Below are 25,081 nucleotides of genomic sequence, written 5' to 3'. Positions count from 1 at the left end.
CGCCTCAGGCCCCGGCCGCCATGCGCGCGATGTTGGCGCGCGCCGGCGCCTCGCAATCGGCGAAGGCCGGCGTCAGGAACAGGCGCTCGCGCCGCGCCATCGCCTGCAGGAAGGCGATGCGGCGCGCCATGAAGTCCGCCCGCAGCGCCTCGCCGGACAAGCCCGAGCGGCTGGCCAGCAGCGCGCGGTTTTCCTCGAACACCGCCTCGGTGTAGGCGTCGAAATCCGCCGCCGGCGCGGCCAGGCACCACAGGTCGAGGTCCAGCACCGGTTCCGATTCGGGCGCCGAGGCGCGATGCCCGCGGGTATCCATCACGATGCGCGCGGCCAGCGCCATGACCGCGGCATCCGCGCCGCCGGCCACGGTCTCGATCAGCGCCGCGGAGGCGGCCTCGTTGTGCTCGCACCCCGGCACGTAGACCGCGTCGTGGCACAGCACCGCCAGCGCCTGCGCGGGCGAGAGCGCGAGGCCGCGCGCCTGCGCCACGGCGAACATCTCCAGCACGTGGCGGCGGTCGTGGTAGCGGCGGTACGGCGCGTCGTAGCAGGCCAGCGCCTGCAGCACCGCGGCGCGCGGCAGGAAGTCCAGGCAGGCCAGCGCCGCCGGCCAGTCCGGCGCGAAGCGCGGCTGCGCGCCCTGCGGCGTCGCCACGGTCTCGGTGAACACGGCGAGCGGGCGCACCCACAGCTCGCTGCGGTCGCGCATCGACTGGTACACCACCACGCGCGACAGGTCGGACTCGAGCAGGCCGAGCCCGGTGATGGCGTAGGCGCCGCCCTTGTAGTGGCGGTAGGGCATGCCGGGCAGGAAGTCGCCGGTGGCGGGCGGGGTCGGAGGCAGGGTCATGATGCTTGCGGTCTGGGTCGGGGCTGCGCCATGATAGTGCATGGGCCGCGCGGCGCAACGCGCACTTGCCGCGCCGGCGGGGGCGCGCTCCGAAAGTTGACATGCGTCAACTTCCCCCGATGACGGGAGCGCATGATTGTGCAGTGGCACAAATGCCCGTGGAGAACGGTGTGAGAGACAGTGTGGAACCGACATGGCAGGCGCCGGCGGGCACGGGTGACGGCACGGGCGGCGAGACCAGTCGCGGCGTGATCGCCGCGGTGCGCGGCAGCGTGGTCGACGTGCGCTTCGAGGCCGCGCTGCCGCCGATCCGCACACTGCTGCGCGCCGGCGAGGACGGCCGCATCGCCATCGAGGTGCTGTCCCAGCTCGACGCGCGCCACGTGCGCTGCATCGCGCTGACCTCCACCCAGGGGCTGGCGCGCGGCATGGCGGTGCGCGACAGCGGCGCGCCGCTGCAGGCGCCGGTCGGCGCGAGCATCCTGTCGCGCATGTTCGACGTGTTCGGCCAGCCCATCGACCGCCTGCCGCCGCCGCAGGACGTGCGCTGGCGCTCGGTGCACCGCGCGCCGCCGCCGCTGGCGCGGCGCTCCACGCGCTCGGTCGTGTTCGAGACCGGCATCAAGGCCATCGACGTGCTGCTGCCGCTCGAGACCGGCGGCAAGGCCGGGCTGTTCGGCGGCGCCGGCGTGGGCAAGACCGTGCTGCTCACCGAGCTGATCCACAACATGGTCGGCCACCACCAGGGCGTGAGCATCTTCTGCGGCATCGGCGAGCGCTGCCGCGAAGGCGAGGAGCTCTACCACGACATGCGCGAGGCCGGCGTGTTGGCCGACATGGTGATGGTCTTCGGCCAGATGAACGAGCCGCCGGGCGCGCGCTTCCGCGTCGGCCACGCGGCGCTGACGATGGCCGAGTATTTCCGCGACGACGAGCATCGCGACGTGCTGCTGCTGATCGACAACATCTTCCGCTTCATCCAGGCCGGCTCGGAGGTCTCCGGGCTGATGGGCCAGATGCCGTCGCGCCTCGGCTACCAGCCGACGCTGGGCACGGAGCTGTCGGGGCTGGAGGAGCGCATCGCCAACACCGACACCGGCGCCATCACCTCGATCCAGGCGGTCTACGTGCCGGCCGACGACTTCACCGACCCGGCGGCCGTGCATACCTTCTCGCACCTGTCCGCCTCCATCGTGCTGTCGCGCAAGCGCGCCAGCGAAGGCCTCTACCCGGCCGTCGACCCGCTGCAGTCGAACTCCATGATGGCCACGCCCGGCATCGTCGGCGCGCACCACTATCAACTGGCGCAGGACATCCGGCGCACGCTGGCGCAGTACGCCGAGCTCAAGGACATCATCGCCATGCTCGGGCTCGAGCAGCTCTCCGCGTCCGACCGCAACGTGGTGGCGCGCGCGCGCCGCCTGGAACGCTTCCTGACGCAGCCGTTCTTCACCACCGAGCAGTTCACCGGCATCCCGGGCAAGACCGTCAGCCTGGCGGACGCGCTCGACGGCTGCGAGCGCATCCTGCGCGACGAATTCAAGGACTACCCGGAGAGCGCGCTCTACATGATCGGGCCGATCTCCGAGGCCAGAAGCAAGCCCGCCACGCCCCAACCCGCCGAGGTGCCGGATGCCGCCGGACAGCATGCAGCTTGAAGTGCTGCTGCCCTTCCGCGTGTTCCTGCGCAAGCCCGGGGTGTCGCGCATCGTCGCGGAGACCGCCGAGGGCTCGTTCGGCATGTTGCCGCACCGCCTCGACTGCGTGGCCGCGCTCGCGCCCGGCATCCTGGTGTTCGAGACGCCGGACGAAGGCGAGGTGTTCATCGCCATCGACCAGGGCGTGCTGGTGAAGACCGGACTCGAGGTGCGCGTGTCGGTGCGCCAGGCGATGGCCGGCACCGACCTCGCGCAGCTGCGCCGCACGGTGGAGCGCGAGTTCCTCGCGCTCGACGAGCAGGCGCTGAGCCTGCGCACGGTCATGGCCAAGCTGGAGACGGGCTTCCTGTCCCGCATCGCCAGGCTGCGCGGGACGGCGCCATGACGGCGCCGCCGGGACCGCGGCCGGGGCACAGGGCGGAGCCGAAAGAAACGGAACCGAAAGCGGGACCGGAAGCGGAACCGCAGGCGCCGCCGCCGGAGCCCGCGCCCACGCTGGCCGGCAAGGTCGGCGCCAAGGCGCGGCGCAAGCTGTGGGCGCGGCGCCAGCGCGTGCCCGGGGTGTGGTCCGGGCTCGGCATGATGGGGCTGGTCGGCTGGTCGGTGGTAGTGCCGACGCTGCTCGGCGCGGCGCTGGGCATCTGGCTGGACGAGCATTATCCGGGCCGGCACTCGTGGGTGCTGGCGCTGCTGGTGGCCGGGCTGGTGCTCGGCTGTTTCAATGCATGGCGCTGGGTCGCACGGGAAGACGCGGCCATGCGGCAAGACAAGGAAGGTCAGGACGATGCAGATGCATGACATGGCGGCGTTGCTGCTCGCGGGGCTGGCCGGCGGCGCGCTCGGCGCCTTCTTCTTCGGCGGGCTGTGGTGGACGGTGCGGCAAACCCTCTCGCCGGGCCTGTCGCCGGGCCGCGCGGCGCTGTGGCAACTGGGCAGCCTGCTGCTGCGCACGGGCGTCACGCTGCTGGGCTTCTACTGGATCGGCGCGGGACAATGGGAACGCATGGCGGCGTGCCTGGCGGGCTTCACCGCGGCGCGCTTCGTCGTGATGCGCATGACGCGCACGGAACCGGCGGAGCAGACCGCGCAACACGCGCCGGCCCGCGGGGAGGGCAGCCATGCGCCTCAGCCCTGACCAGTGGATCTTCTGGCAGCACGGCTTCGTCAAGCTCAATGCCACCATCGTGTTCACGTGGGCGCTGATGCTGCTGCTGTGGCTGGGCTCGTGGCTGGTCACGCGGCGGCTCTCGCCGGACCACCGCCGCTCGCGCTGGCAGAACCTGCTGGAGATCGTCATCACCGGCATCGAGCAGCAGATCGCGGATGTGGGCCTGCGCCAGCCGCGCCGCTACCTCGGCTTCCTCGGCACGCTGTTCCTGTTCGTCGCGGCGGCGAGCCTGTGCACCATCGTGCCCGGCTACGATCCACCCACCGGCTCGCTCTCGACCACGCTGGCGCTGGCGCTGTGCGTGTTCGTGGCGGTGCCGCTGTACGGCATCCGCGACCAGGGGCTGCGCGGCTACCTGCGCTCGTACCTGGAGCCGACCGTGATGATGCTGCCGTTCAACATCATCAGCGAGCTGTCGCGCACGCTGGCGCTGGCGGTGCGCCTGTTCGGCAACATGATGAGCGGGGCGATGATCATCGCCATCCTGCTGACCATCACGCCGTTCCTCTTTCCCATCGTCATGACCGCGCTCGGCCTGCTCACCGGCATGGTGCAGGCCTACATCTTCAGCATCCTGGCGGCGGTCTATCTCGCGGCCGCCACCCACACCGGCGAGACGGAGCCGGCACCGGCCCCGTCGCCCGAACCCAACTGAATCCAACCGAACCCCCAACCAAGGAAACAGCTCATGGACAGCCTGACCATCATCGCGGTAGCGTCGATCGCCATCGCCGGCCTGTGCACCGGCTTCGGCTGCATGGGACCCGCGCTCGCCGAAGGCCGCGCGGTCGCCACCGCCCTCACCTCGCTGGCGCAGCAGCCCGACGCCTCCGCCACCATCACGCGCACGCTCTTCGTCGGCCTGGCGATGATCGAGTCGACCGCGATCTACTGCTTCGTCGTCTCGATGATCCTGATCTTCGCCAATCCGTTCTGGAACGCCGCCATTGCCCGCGCCGCGCTCAGGTGAGAGGTGAGTCATGTTGATCGACTGGTTCACCGTCGGTGCGCAGGCACTCAACTTCGTCGTGCTGGTCTGGCTGCTCAAGCGCTTTCTCTACCAGCCCGTGCTCGACGCCATCGATGCCCGCGAGAGCCGCATCGCCGCGCAGATCGCCGATGCCGAGGCGAAGGATGCCGCCGCGCGCCAGCAGGGCGACGCCTTCCGGCGGAAAAACGAAGCCTTCGACCGTGAGCGCGCGGCGCTGGTGGCGCAGGCCACCGCCGAGGCCGACGCCCTGCGCCGGCAGCTCATGGACGCGGCCCGGCAGGCCGCCGACGATCTCGGCGCCAAGCGCCAGGACGCGCTGCGCAACGAGGCCGGGCAGCTGACGCGCTCGCTCGGCGAGCTGGCGCGGCGCGAGGTGTTCGCCATCGCGCGCCGCGCGCTGGAAGACCTGGCCTCGGCCAGCCTCGAGGAGCGCGTGGCGGCGGTCTTCGTGCGGCGCCTGCGCGCGCTCGACGAGCCGGCCCGGCGCGGCCTCGCCGCCGCGCTCGGGACGGCGCCGGCGCGCATCGCGGTGCGCAGCGCGTTCGACCTGCCGCAGGCGCAGCGCGCCGCCATCCGGGCCGCGCTCGACGAATGCCTGGGCGGCGGCATTGCGCCGGCCTTCGAGACCGCCCCGGAACTGGTGGGCGGCATCGAGCTGGTCGGCGGCGGCCAGAAGCTGGCGTGGAACGTCGACCATTACCTCGACGCGCTGGAACACGCCGCCGGCGAGCTGCTGGACGTGGACCGCGCGGCGGCAAAGGACACCCCGGCCACGCCGGCAGCCCCCGCCCCGCAAGCCGCGGCGGGCCAGCCATGAGCGCCGCCCTGCCCGCTCCGCGGGCCGCCATCGAGCACGCGTTCTCGGCCATGCGCGAGGCGCGCGAGCGCTTCGCGCCGCCGCTGGACACGCAGGAAATCGGCACCGTCGTCAGCGTGGCGACCGGCGTCGCGCACGTCTCGGGCCTGCCCGGCGTCGGCTTCGACGAACTGGTGCGCTTCCCCGGCGACGTGTACGGCATCGCGTTCAACATCGACGAGGACGAAGTCGGCGTGGTGCTGCTCGACGACTACTGGCGGCTCGGCGCCGGCGACCAGGTCGAGCGCACCGGCCGCGTGATGGACGTGGCGGTCGGCGAGGCCCTGCTCGGGCGCGTGATCGACCCGCTCGGCCGCCCCCTCGACGGCCTCGGCCCGGTGGCGGCGCACGCGCGGCTGCCGATCGAGCGCGCCGCCGCGCCGATCCTCGAGCGCGCCCCCGTCACGGTGCCGCTGCAGACCGGCGTCAAGGTCATCGACGCGCTGATCCCGGTCGGGCGCGGGCAGCGCGAGCTGATCCTCGGCGACCGCCAGACCGGCAAGACCGCCATCGCCATCGACACCATCCTCAACCAGCGCGGGCGCGACGTGCTGTGCGTCTACTGCGCCATCGGCCAGCGCGCCTCCGCCGTGGCCAAGGCCGTGGCCACGCTGCGCGCCAACGGCGCGCTCGACTACACCGTGGTGGTCGTCACCGAAGGCGACCAGCCGCCCGGGCTGGCCTACATCGCGCCCTACGCCGCCACCAGCATCGCCGAGCATTTCATGGAAGCCGGGCGCGACGTGCTGGTCGTCTACGACGACCTCACCCAGCACGCCCGCGCCTACCGCGAGCTGTCGCTGCTGCTGCGCCGGCCGCCGGGCCGCGAGGCGTTCCCCGGCGACATCTTCTACATCCACTCGCGGCTGCTCGAGCGGGCCACCCATCTCGGCGCCGCGCGCGGCGGCGGCTCGCTCACCGCGCTGCCGATCATCGAGACCGAAGCGCAGGACATGTCGGCCTACATCCCGACCAACCTGATCTCGATCACCGACGGCCAGATCTACCTCTCGCCCACGCTGTTCGAGCTCGGCGTGCTGCCGGCGGTGGACGTCGGCAAGTCGGTGTCGCGCGTCGGCGGCAAGGCGCAGCACGGCAGCTTCCGCGCCGTGGCCGGCGACCTCAAGCTGGCCTACGCGCAGTTCGAGGAACTCGAGACGTTCTCCCGCTTCGGCGCCCGCCTCGACGACGACAGCCGCCAGGCCATCGCGCACGGCCAGCATATCCGCGCCTGCCTCATGCAGGCCGAGTCCGAGCCGGTCCCGGTGCCCGCCCAGGTCGCCATCCTCAGCGCGCTCAGCGCGGGCCTGTTCGACACCGTGCCGCTGGAGCGCATGGAAGCAGCCCAGCGCGCCGTGTGCGCGGCGGCGGCGGCCATCCCGGACGCCCTCGCCGCCCGCCTCGAGGCGCCAGGCAAGCCGGGCAAGGAAGACACGCAGGCGGTCGTCGCCATCGCGCGCGCGGCGCTGGCGCCGTTCCAGCCCGCGGCGGGCAGCGCCGCGCCGCCCGCCAGCCCCGGCACGACGCCATGAGCGACACCACCGCCACGCTGCGCCACCAGATCGACAGCGCCACCGAACTGCAAGGCGTGGTGCGCACCATGCGCGCGCTGGCGGCATCGAGCATCAGCCAGTACGAGCAGTCCGTGCTCGCGCTGGCCGACTACCGGCGCGCGGTCACGCTGAGCCTGGGCGCGTGCCTGCGCCCGCTCGGCGCCGCGGTCTCCACGCTCCGGGAAGAAAAGGCCACCGCGGCGGACAGCCTCGGCGCCATCGTGTTCGGCTCCGACCAGGGGCTGGTGGGCCAGTTCAACGAGATCATCGCCGATTACGCGGTCGCGGCGCTGCGGGCCCTGCCCGGCAAGCGCACGGTATGGGCCGTCGGCGAGCGCGTGCGCGCGCGCCTCGAGGACGCCGGCGTGGCGGTGGCCGGCGCCTATGCGGTGCCCGGCTCGGTCGAGGCCATCGCCCGGCTGGTCGACCGCCTCCAGCTCGACACCGAAACGCAGCGGAGCCAGCCGGAGCAGGCCCGCATCCACGTGTTCTACAACCAGCCCCAGCCCGGCGCACAGTTCCGGCCGGTGGCGCAGCGCCTGCTGCCGCTCGACGCGCAATGGCTGGCCGCCCTGCTCGCGCAGCGCTGGCCCACGCGCAACCCGCCGCAGGTGATCGGCGACGGCACCGCGACGCTGCGCGCGCTGATCCGCGAGCATCTCTTCATCTCGCTGTTCAGCGCGTGCGCCGAATCGCTCGCCAGCGAGAATGCCAGCCGCCTGGCGGCGATGGAGCGCGCCGACAAGAACATCGACGAACTGCTGGACAGCCTGCGCAGCCGCTTCCACAGCGAACGGCAAAGCGCGATCGACGAGGAACTGTTCGACGTGACGGCCGGATATGAGGCGCTGTCGCAGGCGGGGACCGCCGACGGCGGGCTATGAGTCGCGGCGGCTACGCGTCGCGGCGCGAAGGCGGCCGCGGCCGGCCCGATCTCCGGCACCTGCCGGGACACCGCTGGCACCCAGCCGCGCGACGTGCCCGGCACCACGCGCCGCCCGCAGGCTGTCTGCACGCCGGTGGCCGCCGAGACCACGACGACTTACCGCCGGTGCGCGAATGGACGTGTCCCGCGTGCGGGACGACTCGCCACCGTGATGCAAACGCAGCTTTGGCCCCGAGACATGACGCCGTGAGTGCCAGGGCACCGACCTCGGCGAAACGGAAAGTCGGCAGCCGATACGATATCCTTGTACGGCGTGGTCGAGATCGTCATATCTGAGCTGCAGGCCACACCTGCCGCTGCAGCGGCTGCGAGGATCCGATTCGTCCAACTTTCGCGGCCCCGGAATGGAAGACAGCATCCCCCTGATCACCACGCTCGCCGCTGGCTTCAGCATCGCCCTGATCCTCGGGTTCCTTGCCGAGCGCATCAAGGTGCCGGCGCTGGTCGGCTATCTGGTGGCCGGTATCATCATCGGCCCCAGCACGCCCGGTTTCGTGGCCGATGCGCATCTGGCCTCCCAGCTCTCCGAGATAGGCGTCATGCTGCTGATGTTCGGCGTCGGCCTGCACTTCTCGGTCAATGACCTCCTGGCGGTCAAACGCATCGCCGTGCCTGGTGCCGTGGTGCAGATGGCATTGGCTACGGTGCTGGGCATGCTGGTGGCGCGGTGGTGGGGATGGAGCTGGGGCAGCAGTCTGATCTTCGGCCTGGCCCTGTCGTGCGCCAGTACCGTGGTGTTGCTCAAGGCCCTGGAAGCACGTGGCGTGCTCGAAAGCATGAACGGCCGCATCGCGGTCGGCTGGCTGGTGGTCGAGGACCTGGCCACCGTGCTGGTGCTGGTCTTGCTGCCGCCGCTGGCCGGCGTCCTGGGCGGCACGGCGGAAGTGCCCGCAGCCGAATCGCAACCCTTGTGGATGACCATTGGGCAAACGCTGTTGCAGGTGTCGGCCTTCATTGCCCTGATGCTCATCGCCGGCCGCCGGGTGCTGCCCTGGCTGTTGTGGCAGATCTCGAAGACTGGCTCACGTGAATTGTTCACCCTGTCGACGATCACCGCGGCCATTGGCATCGCCTACGGTGCCGCCCAGCTATTCAGCGTCTCATTCGCTCTGGGCGCGTTCTTTGCCGGGATGGTCATGCGGGAATCCGAGTTCAGCCACCGAGCGGCTCAGGAATCCCTGCCGCTGCGCGACGCTTTTTCCGTGCTCTTCTTTGTGTCGGTGGGCATGCTGTTCGAACCGGCTATCGTGATGGCACAGCCGGTGCACGTGCTCGGCGTGGTGGCCATCATCATCGTCGGCAAATCCATTGGGGCACTGGCCCTCGTACTGGCTTTCCGCTACCCGCTCAACACCGCGCTGACGGTCTCCGCCAGCCTGGCGCAGATCGGCGAATTCTCGTTCATCCTGGCCGGGCTGGGGCTTTCCCTCGGCCTGCTGCCGGCCGAAGGCATGAGCCTGGTGCTGGCCGGCGCGCTCATTTCCATTGCCCTGAACCCCATGCTTTTCGCGGCCATCGAGCCGTTGCGCCGCTGGGTGCTCCGACGCTCGGAACTGGCTCGCCGCCTGGAGCGGCGAGGCGACCCCTACGCCGAACTGCCGGTGAACACCGAGCGCAAGTATCTGGAGGGGCAGGTCGTGCTGGTAGGGTATGGCCGGGTGGGCAAACGGATCGCCAGTGCACTGGATGAGCGCGGCATCCCCTATGTGGTGGCGGAACAGAACCGGGAACTGGTCGAGGATTTGCGCAAGAAGGGCATGGTGGCAGTGTCGGGCAACGCCACCGACCCCTCGGTACTGATTCAGGCCCACGTCGCCGACGCGGCCATGCTCGTGGTGGCCATGCCCGATTCGCTCAATGTCCGCCAGATAGCCGACACGGCGCGCGCACTCAATCCGAGAATCGAGATCGTCATGCGCACGCACAACGAGGACGAGTCACTGATGTTGCGCAAGGAAGGGATCGGAACGGTCTTCTTCGGCGAGGAGGAACTGGCCAAAAGCATGACTTGCCACGTACTCCAACGCTTCGCGCCGCGGTCGAATCATTCGGCTGCCTGGCATTGAGACGATCAAGACGGCACGAACGGCAATTGCCCCCTCTTTTGCGGCCCGCCATTGGCCGGACGCTACGTGGCAGGCGACGGCGCGCCAGCGTGGCCACCGCCGCCGGAGATTCTCTCAGGCCACCGGCCCGGGCCGGACATTCTGGTTCAGACGAAAGAAGTTGGCCGGGTCGTATTTGTTCTTGATCTCGACGAGCCTTTGGTAGTTCTCCCCATAGGCGGCCCGTACCCTGTCCTCTCCTTCCTCGCCCAGATTATTCGCATAAACCCCGCCCGTCGAGAACGGCCGGATGGCGTCCCACGTTTCACGCGCCCACCGTACATTCGCTTCATCGTCTGCCGGATCGTCCCAGATCGAGATGGGGAGGCAGTCATAAAGCGCATCGCGGTTTACATAGGGTGTCTCCGTCCTCGGGACCCGGGCAATCGCGCCGCCGACGTGCTGCAAGACCAGCAGTGGCATGCCGCCACGCGCGTTCGCATAGGCATCGAGCAGCGTATCGATGGCCGCATCCGCGAGCTCGCGCAGGAACTGCGCCTTCCAGTAGTAGCGGCGCCCGCGGGGAAAAATGGCGTCGCCGGCACGCTGGATCTCCAGGTAAGGGATCGCCTCAAACCGGCACGCGGCCGGGACGCCATGGTCCCTGAGCGGCGCGAGCACTCGCTCGCCTTCCGTGACCGGTCCGGCATAGCATGCCGAGAGGCTCAGGAAGCGCTCGCCGGACGGCGTGGTCACGAGGGCGGCGTCGACGCTGAGTTCGTCCGGCGCCTGGCTCGCAAACGCATGGTAGAAGCGCAAGGCGTCCCGCGCCTGGTCGTAGCGATGCAGCACGGATCCGCTCAGAAGGATCGGCCCGACAGGATGAAGCCGGTACTCGAACGCCGTCACAATGCCGAAGTTCCCGCCGCCGCCGCGAAGGCCCCATAGCAGGTCCGCGTTCTCGGTGGCACTGGCTCTCAGCATGCGGCCATCGGCCAGCACGATCTCGGCCGCGATCAGGTTATCGCATGCCAGGCCATGTTTGCGGCCTAGCCTGCCGAAGCCGCCGCCAAGCGTCAGCCCGGCGATGCCCGTATCGCTGTTGACCCCCATCGTCGTCGCCAGCCCGTGCGACTGGGTCGCGCTGTCGAATTCGCCCAGGCTCAGGCCCGCGCCCGCACGCGCAATGCGGCGTACCGGATCGATCTCGATCCGTTTCAGGCGCGCCAGATCGATCACGATGCCGTCGTCGCAGACGGACAAGCCGGCGACGTTATGGCCTCCGCTGCGCACGGCCACCAGATAGCCGCCTGCCCGGGCGAACGTCACGGCACGGCTGACATCGTCGGCATCGGCGCAATGGACGATCATCGCCGGCCGCTTGTCGATAGCGCCGTTCCAGACCTGGCGCGCCTTGTCGTATCCGTCTTCTCCGCGCAGGATCGCTTCGCCGTTCAGGCTCTGGCGGAACCGTTCCATGCCCAGGCCGGCATGCTCCGGCCTGCTTCCGGCACTCCCGGAGATGAGATGCGTATCCATGCAGCCCCCTTTCCATGTCCGGCACAGCGGCCTGTGCGCCGCGGTTTCCAGTGACATGCTTGACGCAAGCGGGAAACGAAGCAAGCTCGAAGAACTCATCTGGCAGATGAGCTCCACTCATCTACACTCAGTTCATGCGCAAACTGCCACCGCTACGTTCGCTGCGCGCTTTCGAGGCTGCGGCCCGGCACAGGAGCTTCAAGGCCGCCGCCGCGGAACTCGGTGTGACGCCGACTGCCATTAGCCATCAAATCCGGTTGCTGGAGGAGACTTGCGGCCAGACGCTGTTCCAGCGGCGCCCCCGCCCGCTGGCCCTGACTGGCGCGGGCGCGCAGCTGTTCCCGGCGCTGCGCAACGGCTTCGATGCCCTGGCGAGCGCCGTGGCATCGATCGCGGCGGCCGACCACCAGCTCCCGCTGCGCGTGACGAGCTCGAACGCGTTCGCGAGCCGATGGCTGGTTCCCCGACTACCCGAGTGGCGTGCCTTGCACCCCGGGATCGCGCTGGAAATCATTGGCACCGATGCTGTCCTGGACTTGCGGGCGGGCGAGTCCGATATCGCGATCCGCTACGCGCGAACCTCGCCGTCCGATCATGCCGCGCAGGAGATCGGCCGGGACGCCTTCTTCCCCATCTGCCGGCCGGAACTGCTCGCCACGGATGGCCGGCCCGTTCAGTGCGCCGCAGATCTGCTGCGCTTTCCGCTGATCCATTTCGACTGGATGAACCGGGATCCGCACGCCCCCACGTGGCACAAATGGCTGGCTACCGCGGGCATGATCGACCCGATGATGACGCAGCTCACCGTCAAGTGCGGCCTGAGCTTCCGCGAGGAACTGCATGCGATCGACGCAGTGGTTGCCGGACAGGGAATCGCAATATGCAGTGATGTCGTGATCGGCGATGAACTGCGCGCGGGGACCTTGGTCAAGGCGCATCCCCTTTCCTTGCCGGGCTATGGGTTCTACCTGGTGACGACCGCGCATCATCCGAGGCAGGCGTCCATCGACGCCTTCGCGGGCTGGATCCGGTCGACGGCGTTGAAGACCGAGTCGATGTAACGCCGATCCGCATTGCCGAAATCGTCATTTGACTGGAACGATAACGGTAACGCTCAAACCGGTTTGCCGTGCTTTGTCAGCGAAGTCGAGGCGAATTTCCGCGCCGATGCGATTGGTGATCGCCTGGACGATGGACAGCCCAAGTCCGGAACCGATCTGCTCGCTGCCCAGCGTACGGTAGAAGGGATCGAAAACCCGGTCCCGTTCAGCCAGGGGGATACCGGGTCCGTTGTCCTGGATATGCAAGTCGGCCTTCCCGTTCGACACCCCCAGGGAAAGGTCAACTCGCCCGCCCTCCGGCGTGTAGCGGATGGCGTTGTCGACCAGGTTCCTGACCACGGCGATCATGTCCAGTTCGCTCACCCATACTTCGGCGTCCTGCATGCCTTCCACACCGATGTCGATGTGCTTGGCCTCGGCCAGCGGCATGAGGTCCTCCAACACGCGGCGGTAGATGCCCTGGACGGATACCGGCGACTTCGGCGTGTCAGTGGCGGACTGCGCCCTGGCCAGGGTCAGGAGCTGATCCAGCAGGCCCCGGCCGCGCTCGATCCCCTGGCGTAGCACCGACAGCCGTTCGCGTGCTCGCTCCGACATCTCCGTGTCCGCCAATCGCTCTGCCTGCAGCGACAGGGCGGTCAGCGGGGAGCGCAGCTCGTGCGCGGCATCGGCCACGAAGCGGCGCTGAGACGCCATGGACTGGCCGACACGGGCAAGCAGGCGATTGATCGCCACGGCAAACGGGCGCACCTCGACTGGAAGGTGGCGGTCTTCGACGGGGTGCAGCTCCCGCTCGGCGCGCTGGTCGATTTCCCTGGAGAGCGTGGCAATGGGCCGGAACATCTTGCGCACCAGATCGGCGACGATCAGCAGCAGAACTGGAACGAGAATCAGGAAAGGCATCACGGTGCGCAGCGCGCCATCGCGGGCGATTTCATTGCGGAAGCCCGCTTCCTGGGCCACGGCGATGCGTTCGTTGGCGGCCGTGGTCTTGACCAGCACGCGGAATGTCTCGCCGCCGACCTCCAGCGTATGCAATCCATCGGACAGCGTGGCCGGCAGCGGGAGTGTTCCTCCAGCATCCACGCCGGCCGGAGAGGGCCTGGCCTCGCCCAGGCGCTGGACGATCACGCGCGATTCTTCATCCGCATCCTTGGGGCGGGCGTCGGCAATCAAAGTGGCCGGTGACAGGCGCTGCCGATCCATGAGCTGCGCCACCTGGCGCAGAACGTCATCCTGTAGCTCGTGCGCTTCGTCGAAGGCGGACAGGAACGAGAAGGCGCCGGCCACCGTGGCCACGACAAGGATGGCCAGCGACAGGATGACAGACAGCTTCAGTTGAATCGATTCGTTCAGGCGCCTTTCGAGACCATCCATCCGACCCCCCTGACGTTCTTGATGACCTCGCCGCCGAGCTTGCGCCGCAGCGCGTGGATCAGATATTCGACCGCATTGCTTTCGACCTCTTCCCCCCAGCCGTAGATCCGGTCCTCCAGTTCGCTGCGCGAGAGGATCGCTCCCGGCCGAACCAGCAGGGCCTGCAGCAGCGAGAACTCGCGGTTGGACAATTGCTGCGGGGAACCGCCGTTGACGCTTGCTTCCCTGGTGGCCGGATCGAGGGACACCACGCCGTTGCCGAAAACAGGCGCCGCCGTGCCGCCTTTGCGCCGCAGGACGGCGCGCATCCGCGCCAGCAGCTCCGCCATCTGGAAAGGCTTGGAGACGTAGTCGTCGGCCCCGCCGTCCAGGCCGCGCAGGCGATCATCCAGGCCATCGCGTGCCGTGATGATGAGCAGGGAAATCGGGTTGTCCCTGGCTCGGATGCTGGCCAGCACCGCCAGCCCGTCCTTGCCGGGCAGGCCCAGATCGAGCAGCACCAGGTCGTAGTGCTGGCTTCCCAGTGTCGCGAGCGCCGTCTGTCCGTCTTTGACCCAGTCAGCCGCATAGGACGCATCCTTCAATGCGCCCTGAATCGCTTCGCCGATCATGGGGTCGTCTTCGACCAGCAATACCCGCATCCCCCCTCCTTTCAAGCGATGTGCAATGCGCCGCCCTGGCCGCCCGCTGCCTGAACAGCAGAATTGCCGTCAGCATGAAGGCCAGCAGCACGGCCGACGCCGAATGTACCCGATTCCCAGCGAACGATCCGCAAAATCGGCCGGGGTCGTGCCGACCCTGGCGGTGGCGATGATGGTGCGCCAGTAGAGGGAGGGATGGAAGCCCTTGGCCCTGGCCTGCGCGATCACGGCGGCCAGGAAGATCGCCGCGAAGATGCCCGTGCCGACCGGGTAGCCCAGGTTCATGGACATCGAAACGGCATCGCCGCCGGTTTCGCCGAGCGTGGTGGCGGCAATCTTGATAAGCCAGAAGCCCAGCGTGACTTCGAGGACTTTGGCCAGGGCGTGTTCAGTGCGTGCATGGGGCGCGCTCACGGGTCAGGCTTTGCCTTCGAGCGTGTCGAAGGTTTTCAGCAGGGCGCCCAGCGCTGCCTTGCAGTCAGGCTGGCTTGGCGTATCGGCGCGCAGCGCCGCAAGCGACTTGTCGATGGCCTTGTCGAGCACATGCCAGTCTTCGGCTGCTCGCGGCTTCAAACCGGCCTCGGCCGAATCCCAGGAGACTTCCAGATCCTTGATGCGGGTCCTGGCCGCGGGTAGATCCCCCTTGTCAACGATGGCGGCCACATCGGCGGCGATGCCGCGGAAGGCCGACAGGTCGCCCAGTCTGGAGGCCGTCTTGCCCTGCGGTGCCGGGGCAGTCCGGGCCGGCGTGGCAGGTGCTGCGCCGGCGTGGCTCTGATCGGCGGGCTTGGAACAACCGGCCGCCAAGGCCAGGAGCACGGCTGCCGACACGGCGGCCACAGGACGAACGATCGAGTGCTGCATGGTCATGATTTCTCCTTGAGCTTGGGAAGGGGGTCAAAAGGGAGTTAAAGGGGGTTACTCGGCGGCTTGCGCGGCGCTGCTTCCGTTCATGCCGATCTGTGCAAGAGCCACAAGCATGACGATCACCGAAAGGAACAGGACACTGGTCCACATGGCCCCCATGCCGAGGCCGCCGTAGGTCTTGGCCTGCGTCAGCAGGTCGCCGAGCGCCGCGCCGAAGGGACGGGTCAGGATGTATCCGATCCAGAAGGTCAGCACGGCATTGCCTCCCATGCGCCAGGCGGTGTAGGTGATGCCGATCAGCGCGCCGAACGCGACGGCGCCCCAGGTGAAGCCCAGGCCCAGTGCCTCGGTCGCCAGGTCGCCGGCGGCGGTGCCCAGAGCAAACGTGCAGAGGATGGCGGCCCAATAGAACAATTCGCGGCGGCGCGTCACGATGTCGTGGATGGACAGGGTGCGCTCGACCCGATACCAGACGAAGAAGATCGCGGCAAGCGTCACCGCGAAGGCCGAAGTACTGACGTACAGGCTGACGCCCAGGCCATCGGTCAGCAGGTCGGTGATCTGGGTACCGACCACGCTGACCAATACCACCGTCAGCCAGTAGATCCACGGGGTATGGCGGCGGGTACGCAACTGCATGAACAAGGCGGCCGCCAGCAAGGCAGCCATGACCGCGCGGGTCATGCCCTGGCCCCAGCCCGCGTCGACCGCCAGGAAATCGGCGCCCGTCTCCCCCACCGTGGTGGACATGATCTTGATGATCCAGAACGACAGCGCGACTTCCGGAACTTTGTTGAGCCAGCCCGTGGAACTGGCCGTGGGCAAGTTGTTCATGGTGTTCTTCCGCCGAGGTGAAATGGGTTGCCATCAGTCTGGCCAGGCTGACTTAGCCCTGCCATAGGCTCACCATCGGCTCACCCGCGAACCCTTCCCGGCGCGATCGGCCCGCCGCGACTCGGACAGGCCAGTTGGCCGACGAACGGCTGCTGCGTCCCCGGAAACCGTCGCCGCCCCGGCGCCTCGGCGTTCGTCTCCTTCGGGTCGAGCGGAGGCCATATGACGACGAAGACCGGCTGTTCCAAACGCTGGCGGAACGACTTCGCCGGCTGGAAAGTGGGTAATCGCCACGGCACGGAAGGAACGCCGCCGCCGGCGAGCGCGGACGCAATGCCGGACCGCACAGCGGAACGCGCCGTTGGCGCGCGCTCCAGCGCCCCCTAGACTTTCCACACCGTCGCCCGCATGGCCCGACTTCCGGCACGTCATGGGCGACGGCCAGGAAGCCATCTCCATGCACCTGCACGCATCACCATTCGATCTTCAAGGCCGCGCCGCCTTCATCTCCGGCGCTTCGAGCGGCATCGGCCTGCACACCGCGCGCATGCTTGCCGAAGCGGGGGCGGCGGTGGCGCTGGCGGCACGGCGCACCGACCGGCTCGAAGCCGTCGCCGCCGAGTTGCGCTCGGCGGGACACAGGGCATGCGCCGTGGCACTGGACGTGACCGACGCCACGGCCATCGCGCCCGCATGGCGGGCGGCCGAGGCGGCGCTGGACCAGCCCATCGACATCCTCGTCAACAACGCGGGCGTCATTCACGTGGCGCGCTTCGTCGAGCAATCGCCCGAGGCCATCTCGCGTGTCTTCGACACCAACCTGAAGGGGGCCTATCTGATGGCCCAGGAAGCGGCACGCCACATGGTGGCGCGCGGGCGGGGCAGCATCATCAATATCGCTTCATCCTCGGGGCTGCGCGCCGGCGGCCAGATGTCGAGCTACGGCGCATCGAAAGCCGGGCTCATTCACCTGACGCAGATCATGGCGCTGGAGCTGGCCGGCAAGGGGGTTCGCGTCAACGCGATCGCCCCGGGCAACATCGAAACGGACATGCACGCCGAGTTCGCCCGGCGCGGCATCGAGGAGGGAATTCTCCGGCGGATTCCCATGCGCCGGTTCGGCAAGCCGTCGGACCTCGACGGCGCGATGCTGCTGCTGGCGTCCGATGCCGGCCGGTACATGACCGGGGCGGTCATTCCCGTCGACGGCGGCCAGGTGCTTAGCTGGATGTAGCAACGCCTTTCGCATCAAACCAGAACCAGAACTATCAGGAGACAACCATGCATCACAGAACGCGCACGGCGCTGGCCGGCGTGCTGGGCAGCGCTTTGCTTTCGCTCGCCCCGCTTTGCATCGCGGCGCAGGACTATCCCTCCAAGCCGGTCAAGATCGTGGCGCCATACGCGGCCGGCGGCGCGATCGACATCGTCGCCCGCACGCTGGCGCAGCCGCTCGGCCAGGCGCTGGGCCAGCCGTTCGTGGTCGACAACAGGACCGGCGCGGCCGGCAATCTTGGCGTGGATGTCGTGGCCAAAGCGCCGGCCGACGGCTACACGCTGACCGTGGCGCTGAGCTCGAACCTCATGATCAACCAGTTTCTGTACACGAAGCTGCCCTACCAGCCGGAGAAGGACCTCAAGCTCGTTGCCAAGGTCGCGGAGGCGCCGCTGGTGCTGGTCGTGACGTCCGGCATCCACGTCGGCAACCTGGCGGACCTGCGCAAGTACGTGCAGTCGCACAAGGGCAAGATGTCGTACGGCTCCTGGGGCGTCGGCACGATTTCCCATCTGAGCGCCAGCCGCCTCAACGACCTGCTCGGCGGCGACATGGCGCACGTTGCCTATCGCGGCGAATCGCCCATGATCAACGATCTGGTCGCCGGCAACATCCAGGTGTCCTTTGTCACGGGCGCGCAGGCGCCACAGTTCATCGCCGCGGGGCGGCTCAAGCCGATCGGCGTGACCGGGCCGGCGCGGCTGGCCGCATTGCCCGACGTCCCCACGTTGACCGAGACCGGCATCGACGACGCGCTGCTGCGCGCGGTGGGCTGGGTCGGCGTGGCCGTGCCCGCCGGCACGCCGGCGCCGGTGGTGGACCGCCTAGCGCTGGAACTCGACAAGGCATTGCGCAAGCCCGACGTGCAGAAGCGCATCCGCGACCTGGGGTGGGCGCCCAGCTTCCAGGGCCCCGTCGACGTGGCGGCCACATACCGGCGCGAAGCCCCGGTATGGAAGCAGGTCGTCCGTGAATCCGGCGCCAGGCTCGATTGACCGAATCGATTCACCCCGAGGAACACCCACGCCATGAGCACAGACCGCACCGCCGTCCGCGAAATGAATAGCTGGTTCTTCGACACCTACCTGCCCGACTGGGTGCGGATGGGGGCCGACACGGACCACGATCCCGAGGCCATCCTGAAATACTGGGGCGCGCCGCTGCATGCCGCTTCGGTCAACATGACCCGATGCCTGCACACCGGAGACCAGGTCATCGGGCTGCTGCGGGCCAACCAGGCCCCCCTGCAGGCCGAGCGGTACACCCATACCGTCGTGCTGGACCGCGCCGTCAAAGGCTACAACCACAACGCCGGATCGATCGACGTGATCTGGTCGCGGCGGCGCGCCGACGAGAGCGAGATCGAACGCCGCGCCGTGCATTTCGGCATCCACCGCACGGACAAGGGCTGGCGCGTGGTGTCCGTCGCCAGCGCGCTGACCGATCGCACGTCGCTCGCCGACATCTGGGAAACCGTCTGACGGAGCAACGACATGACCGCATCCACCCAATCCACCGGCGAACCGCTGATCCGCCATGCCATGCGCGACGGCGTGGCGATCGTCACGCTGAATCGCCCCCCGCAGAACCGCCTGACCCGGACGCTGTATGCCGAGCTCGAGGCCGCCATCCGTCATGGCGTGCGCGCCGGCGCGCGCGCCATGCTGTTCCGCAGCGAACTCGACGACTTTTGCCTGGGCGGCGATTTCCGCGAATGGCCTCACCTTGAAACGCACAGTGCCAGGCGCGAGCGCTTCGGCTATTCGAACGGCATTCTCAATGCCATCGAATCGTTGCCGATTCCCACGATCTGCGAGGTCAACGGCCGCGCCTATGGCGGCGGCTTCGAGCTTGCGCTGCATACCGACCTGATCTTCGCCGCCGAATCGACGCGGTTCCGCTTCACCGAAGCCACGCTGGGGGTTTCGCCTCTGGCGGGCGGCATTCAGCGCATAGCGGAGCGCTGCGGCCGCGGCGTGGCGGCGCGCCTGGTGATGCTGTCCGAGGAAATCACCGCGGCCGAGGCGCTGTCGCTGAACATCGTCGCCAAGGTCGTGCCCGACGGTGCGCTGGCCGAAACCGCCATGCGGCATGCCATGCAGCTGGCCGCCGGTCCCACGCGCGCGCATGCCGGGACCAAGTCGGTGCTCGGCGCCTGGTCCGCGGGCGGCGTAAGGGCCGCGGACGAAGTGATGATCGAGCAGGTTTCCGTGCTGCTGGCCACCGACGACGTGCAACGCGGCGTGCAGTCGGCCATCGCGGCCATCGAAGCCGGCCTGCCCCGGCCGGAAGTCCCGTTCCACGGACAATGAAAGGCAACGACATGATGCAACCCGAAGAACACTACATCCCGGCCGAAGGCGGAATCGAACTGCATGCCTGGGTCTTCCGGCCGGCCCCGCACGACGGGCCCGCTCCCGCCATCACGATGGCGCATGGCTTCTCCGGCCTGAAATACCGCGGACTCCGCGAGTATGCCGAGCGCTTCGCGGCCGCGGGCTTCGCGGTGCTCGTCCACGATCATCGCAATTTCGGCCTGAGCGGCGGCGCGGTGCGCGGCGACATCGACCCGTGGCAGCAGATTGCCGACTGGCGGCGCGCCATCGGCTACCTGGCATCGCTCGACGGCATCGACGCGAAGCGGATCGGCATCTGGGGCACGAGCTACGCCGGCGGCCACGCCGTGGTGCTGGGCGCCACCGATGCGCGGATTCGCGCGGTCGTGGCACAGGTGCCGATCGTCAGCGGCTACGAGCAAAGCCTGCGCCGCGTGGCGCCCGACGCGCGCGCGGCCCAGCAGGCGCTGTTCGACGACGACGAACGGGCGCAGTTGCGCGGCGAGCCGCCGACGATGCAGCGCGTCGTCAGCCTGGACCCGGCGGTGCGCGCGGTCTACCGGTCGAAGGACATGATGGACTACCACAACGCCTACGACATTCCCGATGGCGTCGAACCCAGCGAATACGTGACGTTGCGCTCGTCCCGGCTGTCGCAGCTCTACGAGCCCGGCCACTGGATTCCGCGCATCGGGCCGAAGCCTTTGCTGATGGTCGTCGCCGAACACGACGTCGTCACGCCGACCGACCTGGCGCTGGCAGCTTACGAGCGGGCCGTGGAGCCCAAGCGGCTGCGCCTCATCGCCGGCGGCCACTTCGACGCATACCGGAAGTCGTTCGAGGCTTCCAGCTCGGCGGCGCTGCAGTGGTATCTGGAACATCTGATGCCGGGGGTGAGAGCATGACGCAGGGCATCGTGGTGCTCGTGCACGGCTATCTCGACGGCCCGGGCGTCTGGAGCCGCCTGATCGGCCGGTTCGCGCCGCAGGGCTGGAAGATTGTCCCGGTGGCATTGCGCTCCGGCGCGGCCGGGGCCGGGCCGGACCGTCAACTCGAAGGCTATGCCGCGGACGTGGTGCGTCAGATCGGGGAAATCACAGCGGACGCGTCGGTGCCGGTGGTCGTGGTTGGCCACAGCATGGGCGCCCAGGTAGCGGAACTGGCCGCGCTGCAACTGGGCGACCGACTCGCCGGCCTTGCCCTGATCACCGCCGCACCGCTGGCCGGCTATCCGCTGCCGCCGGCTGTCATGGCACGGTTCGCCGCACGAGCCGGACTGACGGACCGTGAGGCCATCGGCGCGGGCAAGCGCGGGCTGGCGGTGGAACTCGATGCCGATGCGCTGGACATCCTCGTCGATGGCACCGTGGCGACACGGCGGGAGGATGCGCTGGCCCAACTGCAGGCATGGACCGGCGGCCACCCCGCCGGCCGGACGCCATCGGCTTTGCCCTGCCCCGTCCTCTGCGTGGCGACCGACGACACGTTCTTTACCGAAGACGTCATCGCGGCCACGGCCACGCGCTTCAGAGATGCGAGCCTCGAGAAGGTGCCGCGTGCCGGCCATTGGCCGCAGCTTGAGCAACCGGAGGCGCTTGCGGAAGTGCTGAGACGCTTCCTTGTATGCCGTGCCAGAGGCGATACACTTCGTTGACGCGCTGCCGCGCACGAGCGTGGGCAAGTACGACAAGCGCGCGATGCGGGAACGCTGCCAGCGGAAAGAGGAGACGCCGTGAAAAAAGCATCGGGCAAGGCAGAAACTCCGAGCGTGCTTGCGGCGCGCGCGGCGGCATCCGAAGCGCCGGACAACGCGGGCGCCGTGGCGTCGATCATCGCCGAGGGATCGGACCGGAATTTCGTCGAGGCACTGGCGCGGGGCCTGCGCATCCTGCAGGTGTTCCATTCCAGCGAGGAGCGGCTCGGCAACCTCGAAATCGCCCACCGCTGCGGTTTGCCCAAGTCCACCGTCACGCGCCTGACCTATACGCTGACGACACTCGGCTTTCTCCATCACATCGCGGATCTCGGGCGCTATCGCATTGGCCTCGCCACGCTGACACTGGCTCATGTGGCGCACGCGCGGCTGGACCTGCGCGCGGCCAGCGACGCGGCGCTTCAGGCGCTGGCCGACAGTACCCACACCATGATTTCCCTTGGCATACGCGATGACCTGTCGGTGCTCTATATCGATTGCCGTCGCAGCCAGTCGACCGCCGTCACGCTGAACCTCGACGTCGGCAGCCGGCTGGCGCTTGGGACAACCGCCGTGGGCCGGGCGCACATCGCGATCATGGGTGCGGCGGAACGGCGCTCCGTCATGCAGCGGCTCCAGGCACTGGGAGACGCGCAGTGGCCAGCCATCGAGCAAGGTATTGCACGCGCGTTCTCGGAACTGTCGGAAATCGGCTGCGTCACGTCGTTCGGCGAATGGAACAAGGAGATCAACGGCATCGCGGTGCCACTCAGGCTCGGTGCCGAACTGCCGCCAGTGGTCATCAATGCCGCAGCGCCATCGCGAACCATGTCCGCCGGGCATTTCATCTCCGACGTCCGTCCGCGGCTGATTGCCACGGCCCGCATGATCGAGAACCGCTATCAGCGTCACTGATGTCGACTCGCCCGCAATTGGGCTTTTTCCGGACACCGGGACTTCATCCGGCCGGCCATATCGGTTCGCGCCGCGGAGAAGTCACCGCTCGGGCTGACCAGAAATGAACACCACCGCCTGCCCCTCCCTGCCTGCCCCTCCATTTCAGGGCTGCTTTACCTTGACGATCACCTTTCCCTTCGATCGCCCATTCTCGACATAGGCCAACGCATCTGCCGTGGAGTCCAGCGAATACACTCGATCAATGACTGGCTTGATTGCGCCGGAGTCGATCAACGAGCCAATCTCGCGCAATTGATCTCCGCTGGCACGCATGAACACGAACGAGTAGCTGATGCCCTGCTGCTTGGCCTTCTTTCTAATCCGATAGCTCAGAAGGCGGATCACCTGCTTCAACGGCCAAGATAAGCCTTGCTCCACCGCGAACTCCGGGCTGGGAGGGCCGGATATGGAGATGAGTTTTCCGCCGGGCTTCAGCACGCGCAGCGACTTCCCAAGCACGTCGTTGCCAAGGCTGTTCAGAACGACATCGTAGCCATGCAAGGCATCTTCGAAGTGCTGTTTCCTGTAGTCGATGACAATATCCGCGCCCAAGGCTTTCACCCAGTCGATGTTGCTCGTGCTGGTGGTCGTGGCCACGAAAGCGCCGAAATGCTTGGCGAGCTGAATGGCGATCGTTCCCACGCCACCGGAACCGGCGTGGATCAGCACCTTCTGCCCCCTTTTCAATTTCGCGGTTTCGACCAGAACCTGCCAGGCGGTCAGGCCGACCAGAGGAATGGAGGCCGCTTCCTCCATGCTGAGGTTGCTGGGCTTCAACGCCAGCGCACTTTCCTTTACCGCAATAAGTTCGGCGAACGTGCCAATGCGATCCTGGTCCGGACGCGCATAAACCTCGTCGCCTGGCTTGAATCCCCGCACATTGGCCCCGACACGGACGACGACGCCAGCCACGTCATTTCCGAGAACCAGAGGCAAGCGATACGGCAGGATCAGCTTGAACTCGCCTTTCCGGATCTTTGAATCCAGGACGTTGACGCTTGCCGCATGGATCTGCACCAGAACATCATCCGTCCGCACTTCAGGTTCGGCCACCTGGCCGATCCGCCCACCGCCTTTGCTGCCGTAACGATCAATGATGAAGGCTTTCATGACTTCTTCCCGATGAATGGAAACGCCGATGCGAGTACGGCCTCCACCAGAACGGCCGCCCGGATTCCGGTGCCCGCATGACCTGCGATCCGCCTGGCATCCAATGCACGAATGCCCGCTCGAACGACAGAGAGCGTCTGCATCATGAGGGCCTTCAGTTGGGGAGTCATTCTTTGCCGCGCGACACTTGCGAGGCCTGTATCCGTCAGTCCCGGGCAAAGCGATGTCACCGTCACGCCATCACGCTTGAACTCCCGGTGAGGCGCCTCACCAAGCCGAAGAACATACGCCCGCAACGATTGCGCCAACGCTGCAAGCCGATCCAAACGGCGGGCAACGAGTATCAGCTGGTGGCCAAGCTGCGCATATTGCTTGGCGAACGCTTCACCGAAGCCGGTGGATGCGCCGGAGATGAGCACCCATGTGCCGTTATCTGGTTTCATTGGACTGGCCTATTCACAATAAGAGATGTATTTGTTCGGCATCTCAGGAAACCGTCCGATAACGTTCTGCGGCATGTGCCTGCCTGATACCCGAAAGCAGGGCTTGCCGAGCGGCGTCAAGGCGCTCCCAGCGTTCGGCATCGTGCAGCGGCGGGATGGTCACGAGTTCGCGGCGATCGAAGCCGGCCAGTGCGGCATCGACCAGCTCGCTCACTTCCATGACTTCGGGCAGCGTGTTGACGTCAATGCCCGCGCGTTCCCATATCTCGGTGCGGGTGGCCGCGGGAAGCACGGCCTGGATATAGACGCCCTTGGGCAAGAGTTCCAGGCTCAACCCTTGCGAGAGGAACAGCACGAAGGCTTTCGTCGCGCCATAGATCGACATTCCGAATTCCGGCGCCAGGCCGACGACCGAACCGATGTTGACGATTGCGCCCTCACCAGCCTGCGCCAGCCGTGGGGCAATGGCGCCGGCAAGCCGTGCCAGGGCCGTCGTGTTGAGCGTGACAAGCCGATCAATGCTGTCTGCTGTTTGCGCAAGGAAGCTGCCCGATTGGGCGGCTCCGGCATTGTTGATGAGGACACCAATTCGGGCGTCGCTGCGCAGGCGCGCTTCGACCGCCTGCAGGTCATCGGCCCGGGTCAAGTCGGCCTGGAGCACCTCGACGGCGACGCCGTTTTCCTGGCGCAGACGGGCGGCCAGCGCATCCAGTCTGGCCTTGTCGCGTGCGACAAGGACGAGATCGTGGCCACGACGCGCGAAGCGTTCGGCATAGGTTGCACCAATGCCGCTGGAGGCGCCGGTGATAAGGACCGTGGAGCGAATGGACATGGGCTTGTTCTCTGAATTTCAGTGTTTGCGAGGCCGTGCCGAAGCACGGCC

At 67.9% G+C, this 25,081-nt stretch carries 28 protein-coding genes and 1 pseudogene; 19 read left to right on the top strand and 10 right to left on the bottom strand.

All coding sequences use genetic code 11. From position 1 onward, the window contains the following. Positions 1–4: 4 nt before the first annotated feature. Positions 5–847, bottom strand: coding sequence for a DUF1653 domain-containing protein (locus ACWTPI_RS05225; protein ID WP_454731110.1), 843 nt, complete (start codon positions 845–847; stop codon positions 5–7). Between the two features lie 152 nt (positions 848–999). Here ACWTPI_RS05225 and atpD point away from each other — a divergent pair, with 152 nt between their 5' ends. The 11 genes from atpD (at position 1,000) to ybaL (ending at position 10,085) form a co-directional block, all read left to right on the top strand. Further along, complete coding sequence (atpD, locus tag ACWTPI_RS05220; RefSeq protein ID WP_454732448.1) at positions 1,000–2,505, top strand: F0F1 ATP synthase subunit beta; 1,506 nt, start codon at positions 1,000–1,002, stop codon at positions 2,503–2,505. Next, complete coding sequence (locus tag ACWTPI_RS05215) at positions 2,495–2,890, top strand: F0F1 ATP synthase subunit epsilon (RefSeq protein WP_043365265.1); 396 nt, start codon at positions 2,495–2,497, stop codon at positions 2,888–2,890. Before atpD ends, ACWTPI_RS05215 begins: the two co-directional genes overlap by 11 nt. Further along, the gene (locus tag ACWTPI_RS05210; protein WP_454731109.1) at positions 2,887–3,303 is read left to right on the top strand and encodes an AtpZ/AtpI family protein; all 417 of its coding nucleotides are present in this window, start codon (positions 2,887–2,889) and stop codon (positions 3,301–3,303) included. The genes ACWTPI_RS05215 and ACWTPI_RS05210 overlap by 4 nt, the downstream gene beginning before the upstream one ends. Next, positions 3,290–3,640, top strand: a complete 351-nt coding sequence (locus tag ACWTPI_RS05205) for an N-ATPase subunit AtpR (protein WP_454731108.1) — start codon at positions 3,290–3,292, stop codon at positions 3,638–3,640. The genes ACWTPI_RS05210 and ACWTPI_RS05205 overlap by 14 nt, the downstream gene beginning before the upstream one ends. Next, on the top strand, positions 3,624–4,328 hold the full coding sequence (locus ACWTPI_RS05200) for a F0F1 ATP synthase subunit A (protein ID WP_020200948.1): 705 nt from the start codon (positions 3,624–3,626) through the stop codon (positions 4,326–4,328). The genes ACWTPI_RS05205 and ACWTPI_RS05200 overlap by 17 nt, the downstream gene beginning before the upstream one ends. A gap of 33 nt (positions 4,329–4,361) precedes the next feature. Then, positions 4,362–4,643, top strand: coding sequence for a F0F1 ATP synthase subunit C (locus ACWTPI_RS05195; RefSeq protein ID WP_020200947.1), 282 nt, complete (start codon positions 4,362–4,364; stop codon positions 4,641–4,643). A gap of 10 nt (positions 4,644–4,653) precedes the next feature. After that, positions 4,654–5,481: a F0F1 ATP synthase subunit B family protein gene (locus ACWTPI_RS05190; protein WP_454731107.1), complete on the top strand. Its 828-nt coding sequence runs from the start codon at positions 4,654–4,656 to the stop codon at positions 5,479–5,481. Then, the gene (locus ACWTPI_RS05185) at positions 5,478–7,052 is read left to right on the top strand and encodes an alternate F1F0 ATPase, F1 subunit alpha (RefSeq protein ID WP_020200945.1); all 1,575 of its coding nucleotides are present in this window, start codon (positions 5,478–5,480) and stop codon (positions 7,050–7,052) included. The genes ACWTPI_RS05190 and ACWTPI_RS05185 overlap by 4 nt, the downstream gene beginning before the upstream one ends. Continuing rightward, entirely contained in the window at positions 7,049–7,957 is a 909-nt protein-coding gene (locus tag ACWTPI_RS05180) for a F0F1 ATP synthase subunit gamma (RefSeq protein ID WP_020200944.1), read from the top strand. Before ACWTPI_RS05185 ends, ACWTPI_RS05180 begins: the two co-directional genes overlap by 4 nt. Beyond that, the gene (locus ACWTPI_RS05175; RefSeq protein WP_454731106.1) at positions 7,954–8,295 is read left to right on the top strand and encodes a zinc ribbon domain-containing protein; all 342 of its coding nucleotides are present in this window, start codon (positions 7,954–7,956) and stop codon (positions 8,293–8,295) included. Before ACWTPI_RS05180 ends, ACWTPI_RS05175 begins: the two co-directional genes overlap by 4 nt. Before the next feature lie 68 nt (positions 8,296–8,363). Continuing rightward, positions 8,364–10,085: a YbaL family putative K(+) efflux transporter gene (gene ybaL / locus ACWTPI_RS05170; protein WP_454731105.1), complete on the top strand. Its 1,722-nt coding sequence runs from the start codon at positions 8,364–8,366 to the stop codon at positions 10,083–10,085. A gap of 114 nt (positions 10,086–10,199) precedes the next feature. On the opposite strand, the gene ACWTPI_RS05165 is transcribed toward ybaL, so the two are convergent. Further along, entirely contained in the window at positions 10,200–11,603 is a 1,404-nt protein-coding gene (locus ACWTPI_RS05165; protein WP_454731104.1) for an FAD-binding oxidoreductase, read from the bottom strand. A gap of 134 nt (positions 11,604–11,737) precedes the next feature. On the opposite strand from ACWTPI_RS05165, the gene ACWTPI_RS05160 reads away from it, so the two are divergent. Further along, on the top strand, positions 11,738–12,664 hold the full coding sequence (locus tag ACWTPI_RS05160; protein WP_454731103.1) for a LysR substrate-binding domain-containing protein: 927 nt from the start codon (positions 11,738–11,740) through the stop codon (positions 12,662–12,664). Positions 12,665–12,688: 24 nt separating this feature from the next. Here the strand turns inward: ACWTPI_RS05160 and ACWTPI_RS05155 are convergent, their stop codons facing one another. The 5 genes and pseudogenes from ACWTPI_RS05155 to ACWTPI_RS05135 all read right to left on the bottom strand — a co-directional run bounded on the left by ACWTPI_RS05155 (position 12,689) and on the right by ACWTPI_RS05135 (position 16,383). Then, positions 12,689–14,041, bottom strand: a complete 1,353-nt coding sequence (locus ACWTPI_RS05155) for an ATP-binding protein (protein WP_454731102.1) — start codon at positions 14,039–14,041, stop codon at positions 12,689–12,691. Continuing rightward, positions 14,017–14,682 carry a response regulator transcription factor gene (locus ACWTPI_RS05150; protein WP_454731101.1) on the bottom strand — a complete coding sequence of 222 codons (666 nt, stop codon included), beginning with the start codon at positions 14,680–14,682 and terminating at the stop codon, positions 14,017–14,019. Before ACWTPI_RS05150 ends, ACWTPI_RS05155 begins: the two co-directional genes overlap by 25 nt. Positions 14,683–14,728: 46 nt before the next feature. Next, positions 14,729–15,096, bottom strand: a pseudogene (locus tag ACWTPI_RS05145) (hypothetical protein); the annotation flags it as partial. Positions 15,097–15,099: 3 nt separating this feature from the next. Then, positions 15,100–15,552 carry a hypothetical protein gene (locus ACWTPI_RS05140; protein ID WP_454731100.1) on the bottom strand — a complete coding sequence of 151 codons (453 nt, stop codon included), beginning with the start codon at positions 15,550–15,552 and terminating at the stop codon, positions 15,100–15,102. A gap of 48 nt (positions 15,553–15,600) precedes the next feature. Continuing rightward, positions 15,601–16,383: a COG4705 family protein gene (locus tag ACWTPI_RS05135; RefSeq protein ID WP_454731099.1), complete on the bottom strand. Its 783-nt coding sequence runs from the start codon at positions 16,381–16,383 to the stop codon at positions 15,601–15,603. A gap of 457 nt (positions 16,384–16,840) precedes the next feature. Between ACWTPI_RS05135 and ACWTPI_RS05130 the strand changes: the two genes are divergently transcribed. The 7 genes from ACWTPI_RS05130 to ACWTPI_RS05100 all read left to right on the top strand — a co-directional run bounded on the left by ACWTPI_RS05130 (position 16,841) and on the right by ACWTPI_RS05100 (position 22,603). Further along, positions 16,841–17,617, top strand: coding sequence for an SDR family NAD(P)-dependent oxidoreductase (locus tag ACWTPI_RS05130; protein ID WP_454731098.1), 777 nt, complete (start codon positions 16,841–16,843; stop codon positions 17,615–17,617). Between the two features lie 47 nt (positions 17,618–17,664). Further along, on the top strand, positions 17,665–18,654 hold the full coding sequence (locus ACWTPI_RS05125; RefSeq protein ID WP_020200935.1) for a Bug family tripartite tricarboxylate transporter substrate binding protein: 990 nt from the start codon (positions 17,665–17,667) through the stop codon (positions 18,652–18,654). A 33-nt stretch (positions 18,655–18,687) separates the two neighbouring features. Continuing rightward, positions 18,688–19,140 carry a DUF6841 family protein gene (locus tag ACWTPI_RS05120; RefSeq protein WP_020200934.1) on the top strand — a complete coding sequence of 151 codons (453 nt, stop codon included), beginning with the start codon at positions 18,688–18,690 and terminating at the stop codon, positions 19,138–19,140. 12 nt (positions 19,141–19,152) lie between these two features. Beyond that, positions 19,153–19,971, top strand: coding sequence for an enoyl-CoA hydratase/isomerase family protein (locus ACWTPI_RS05115; protein ID WP_454731097.1), 819 nt, complete (start codon positions 19,153–19,155; stop codon positions 19,969–19,971). Positions 19,972–19,982: 11 nt separating this feature from the next. Further along, positions 19,983–20,900, top strand: coding sequence for an alpha/beta hydrolase (locus ACWTPI_RS05110; protein ID WP_454731096.1), 918 nt, complete (start codon positions 19,983–19,985; stop codon positions 20,898–20,900). Next, a complete protein-coding gene (locus ACWTPI_RS05105) occupies positions 20,897–21,649 on the top strand; it encodes an alpha/beta fold hydrolase (RefSeq protein WP_454731095.1) in 753 nt (250 codons plus the stop codon). The genes ACWTPI_RS05110 and ACWTPI_RS05105 overlap by 4 nt, the downstream gene beginning before the upstream one ends. A 78-nt stretch (positions 21,650–21,727) precedes the next feature. Beyond that, positions 21,728–22,603 (top strand): IclR family transcriptional regulator, encoded by an 876-nt coding sequence (locus ACWTPI_RS05100; protein ID WP_454731094.1) that lies wholly within the window; start codon positions 21,728–21,730, stop codon positions 22,601–22,603. 144 nt (positions 22,604–22,747) lie between these two features. On the opposite strand, the gene ACWTPI_RS05095 is transcribed toward ACWTPI_RS05100, so the two are convergent. Genes ACWTPI_RS05095 through ACWTPI_RS05085 form a run of 3 tightly spaced genes read right to left on the bottom strand, consistent with a single transcriptional unit; the run spans position 22,748 to position 25,030 of the window. Continuing rightward, a complete protein-coding gene (locus ACWTPI_RS05095) occupies positions 22,748–23,755 on the bottom strand; it encodes an NADP-dependent oxidoreductase (protein ID WP_020200929.1) in 1,008 nt (335 codons plus the stop codon). Then, positions 23,752–24,198: an SDR family NAD(P)-dependent oxidoreductase gene (locus ACWTPI_RS05090; RefSeq protein ID WP_454731093.1), complete on the bottom strand. Its 447-nt coding sequence runs from the start codon at positions 24,196–24,198 to the stop codon at positions 23,752–23,754. The genes ACWTPI_RS05095 and ACWTPI_RS05090 overlap by 4 nt, the downstream gene beginning before the upstream one ends. A 43-nt stretch (positions 24,199–24,241) precedes the next feature. After that, positions 24,242–25,030 (bottom strand): SDR family NAD(P)-dependent oxidoreductase, encoded by a 789-nt coding sequence (locus ACWTPI_RS05085; protein WP_059410756.1) that lies wholly within the window; start codon positions 25,028–25,030, stop codon positions 24,242–24,244. Between the last annotated feature and the right edge of the window lie 51 nt (positions 25,031–25,081).

The organism is Cupriavidus ulmosensis (assembly GCF_977008105.1).
The sequence above is the reverse complement of the archived record's forward strand: the minus strand, read 5'-3'. Positions and strand labels throughout refer to the sequence as shown.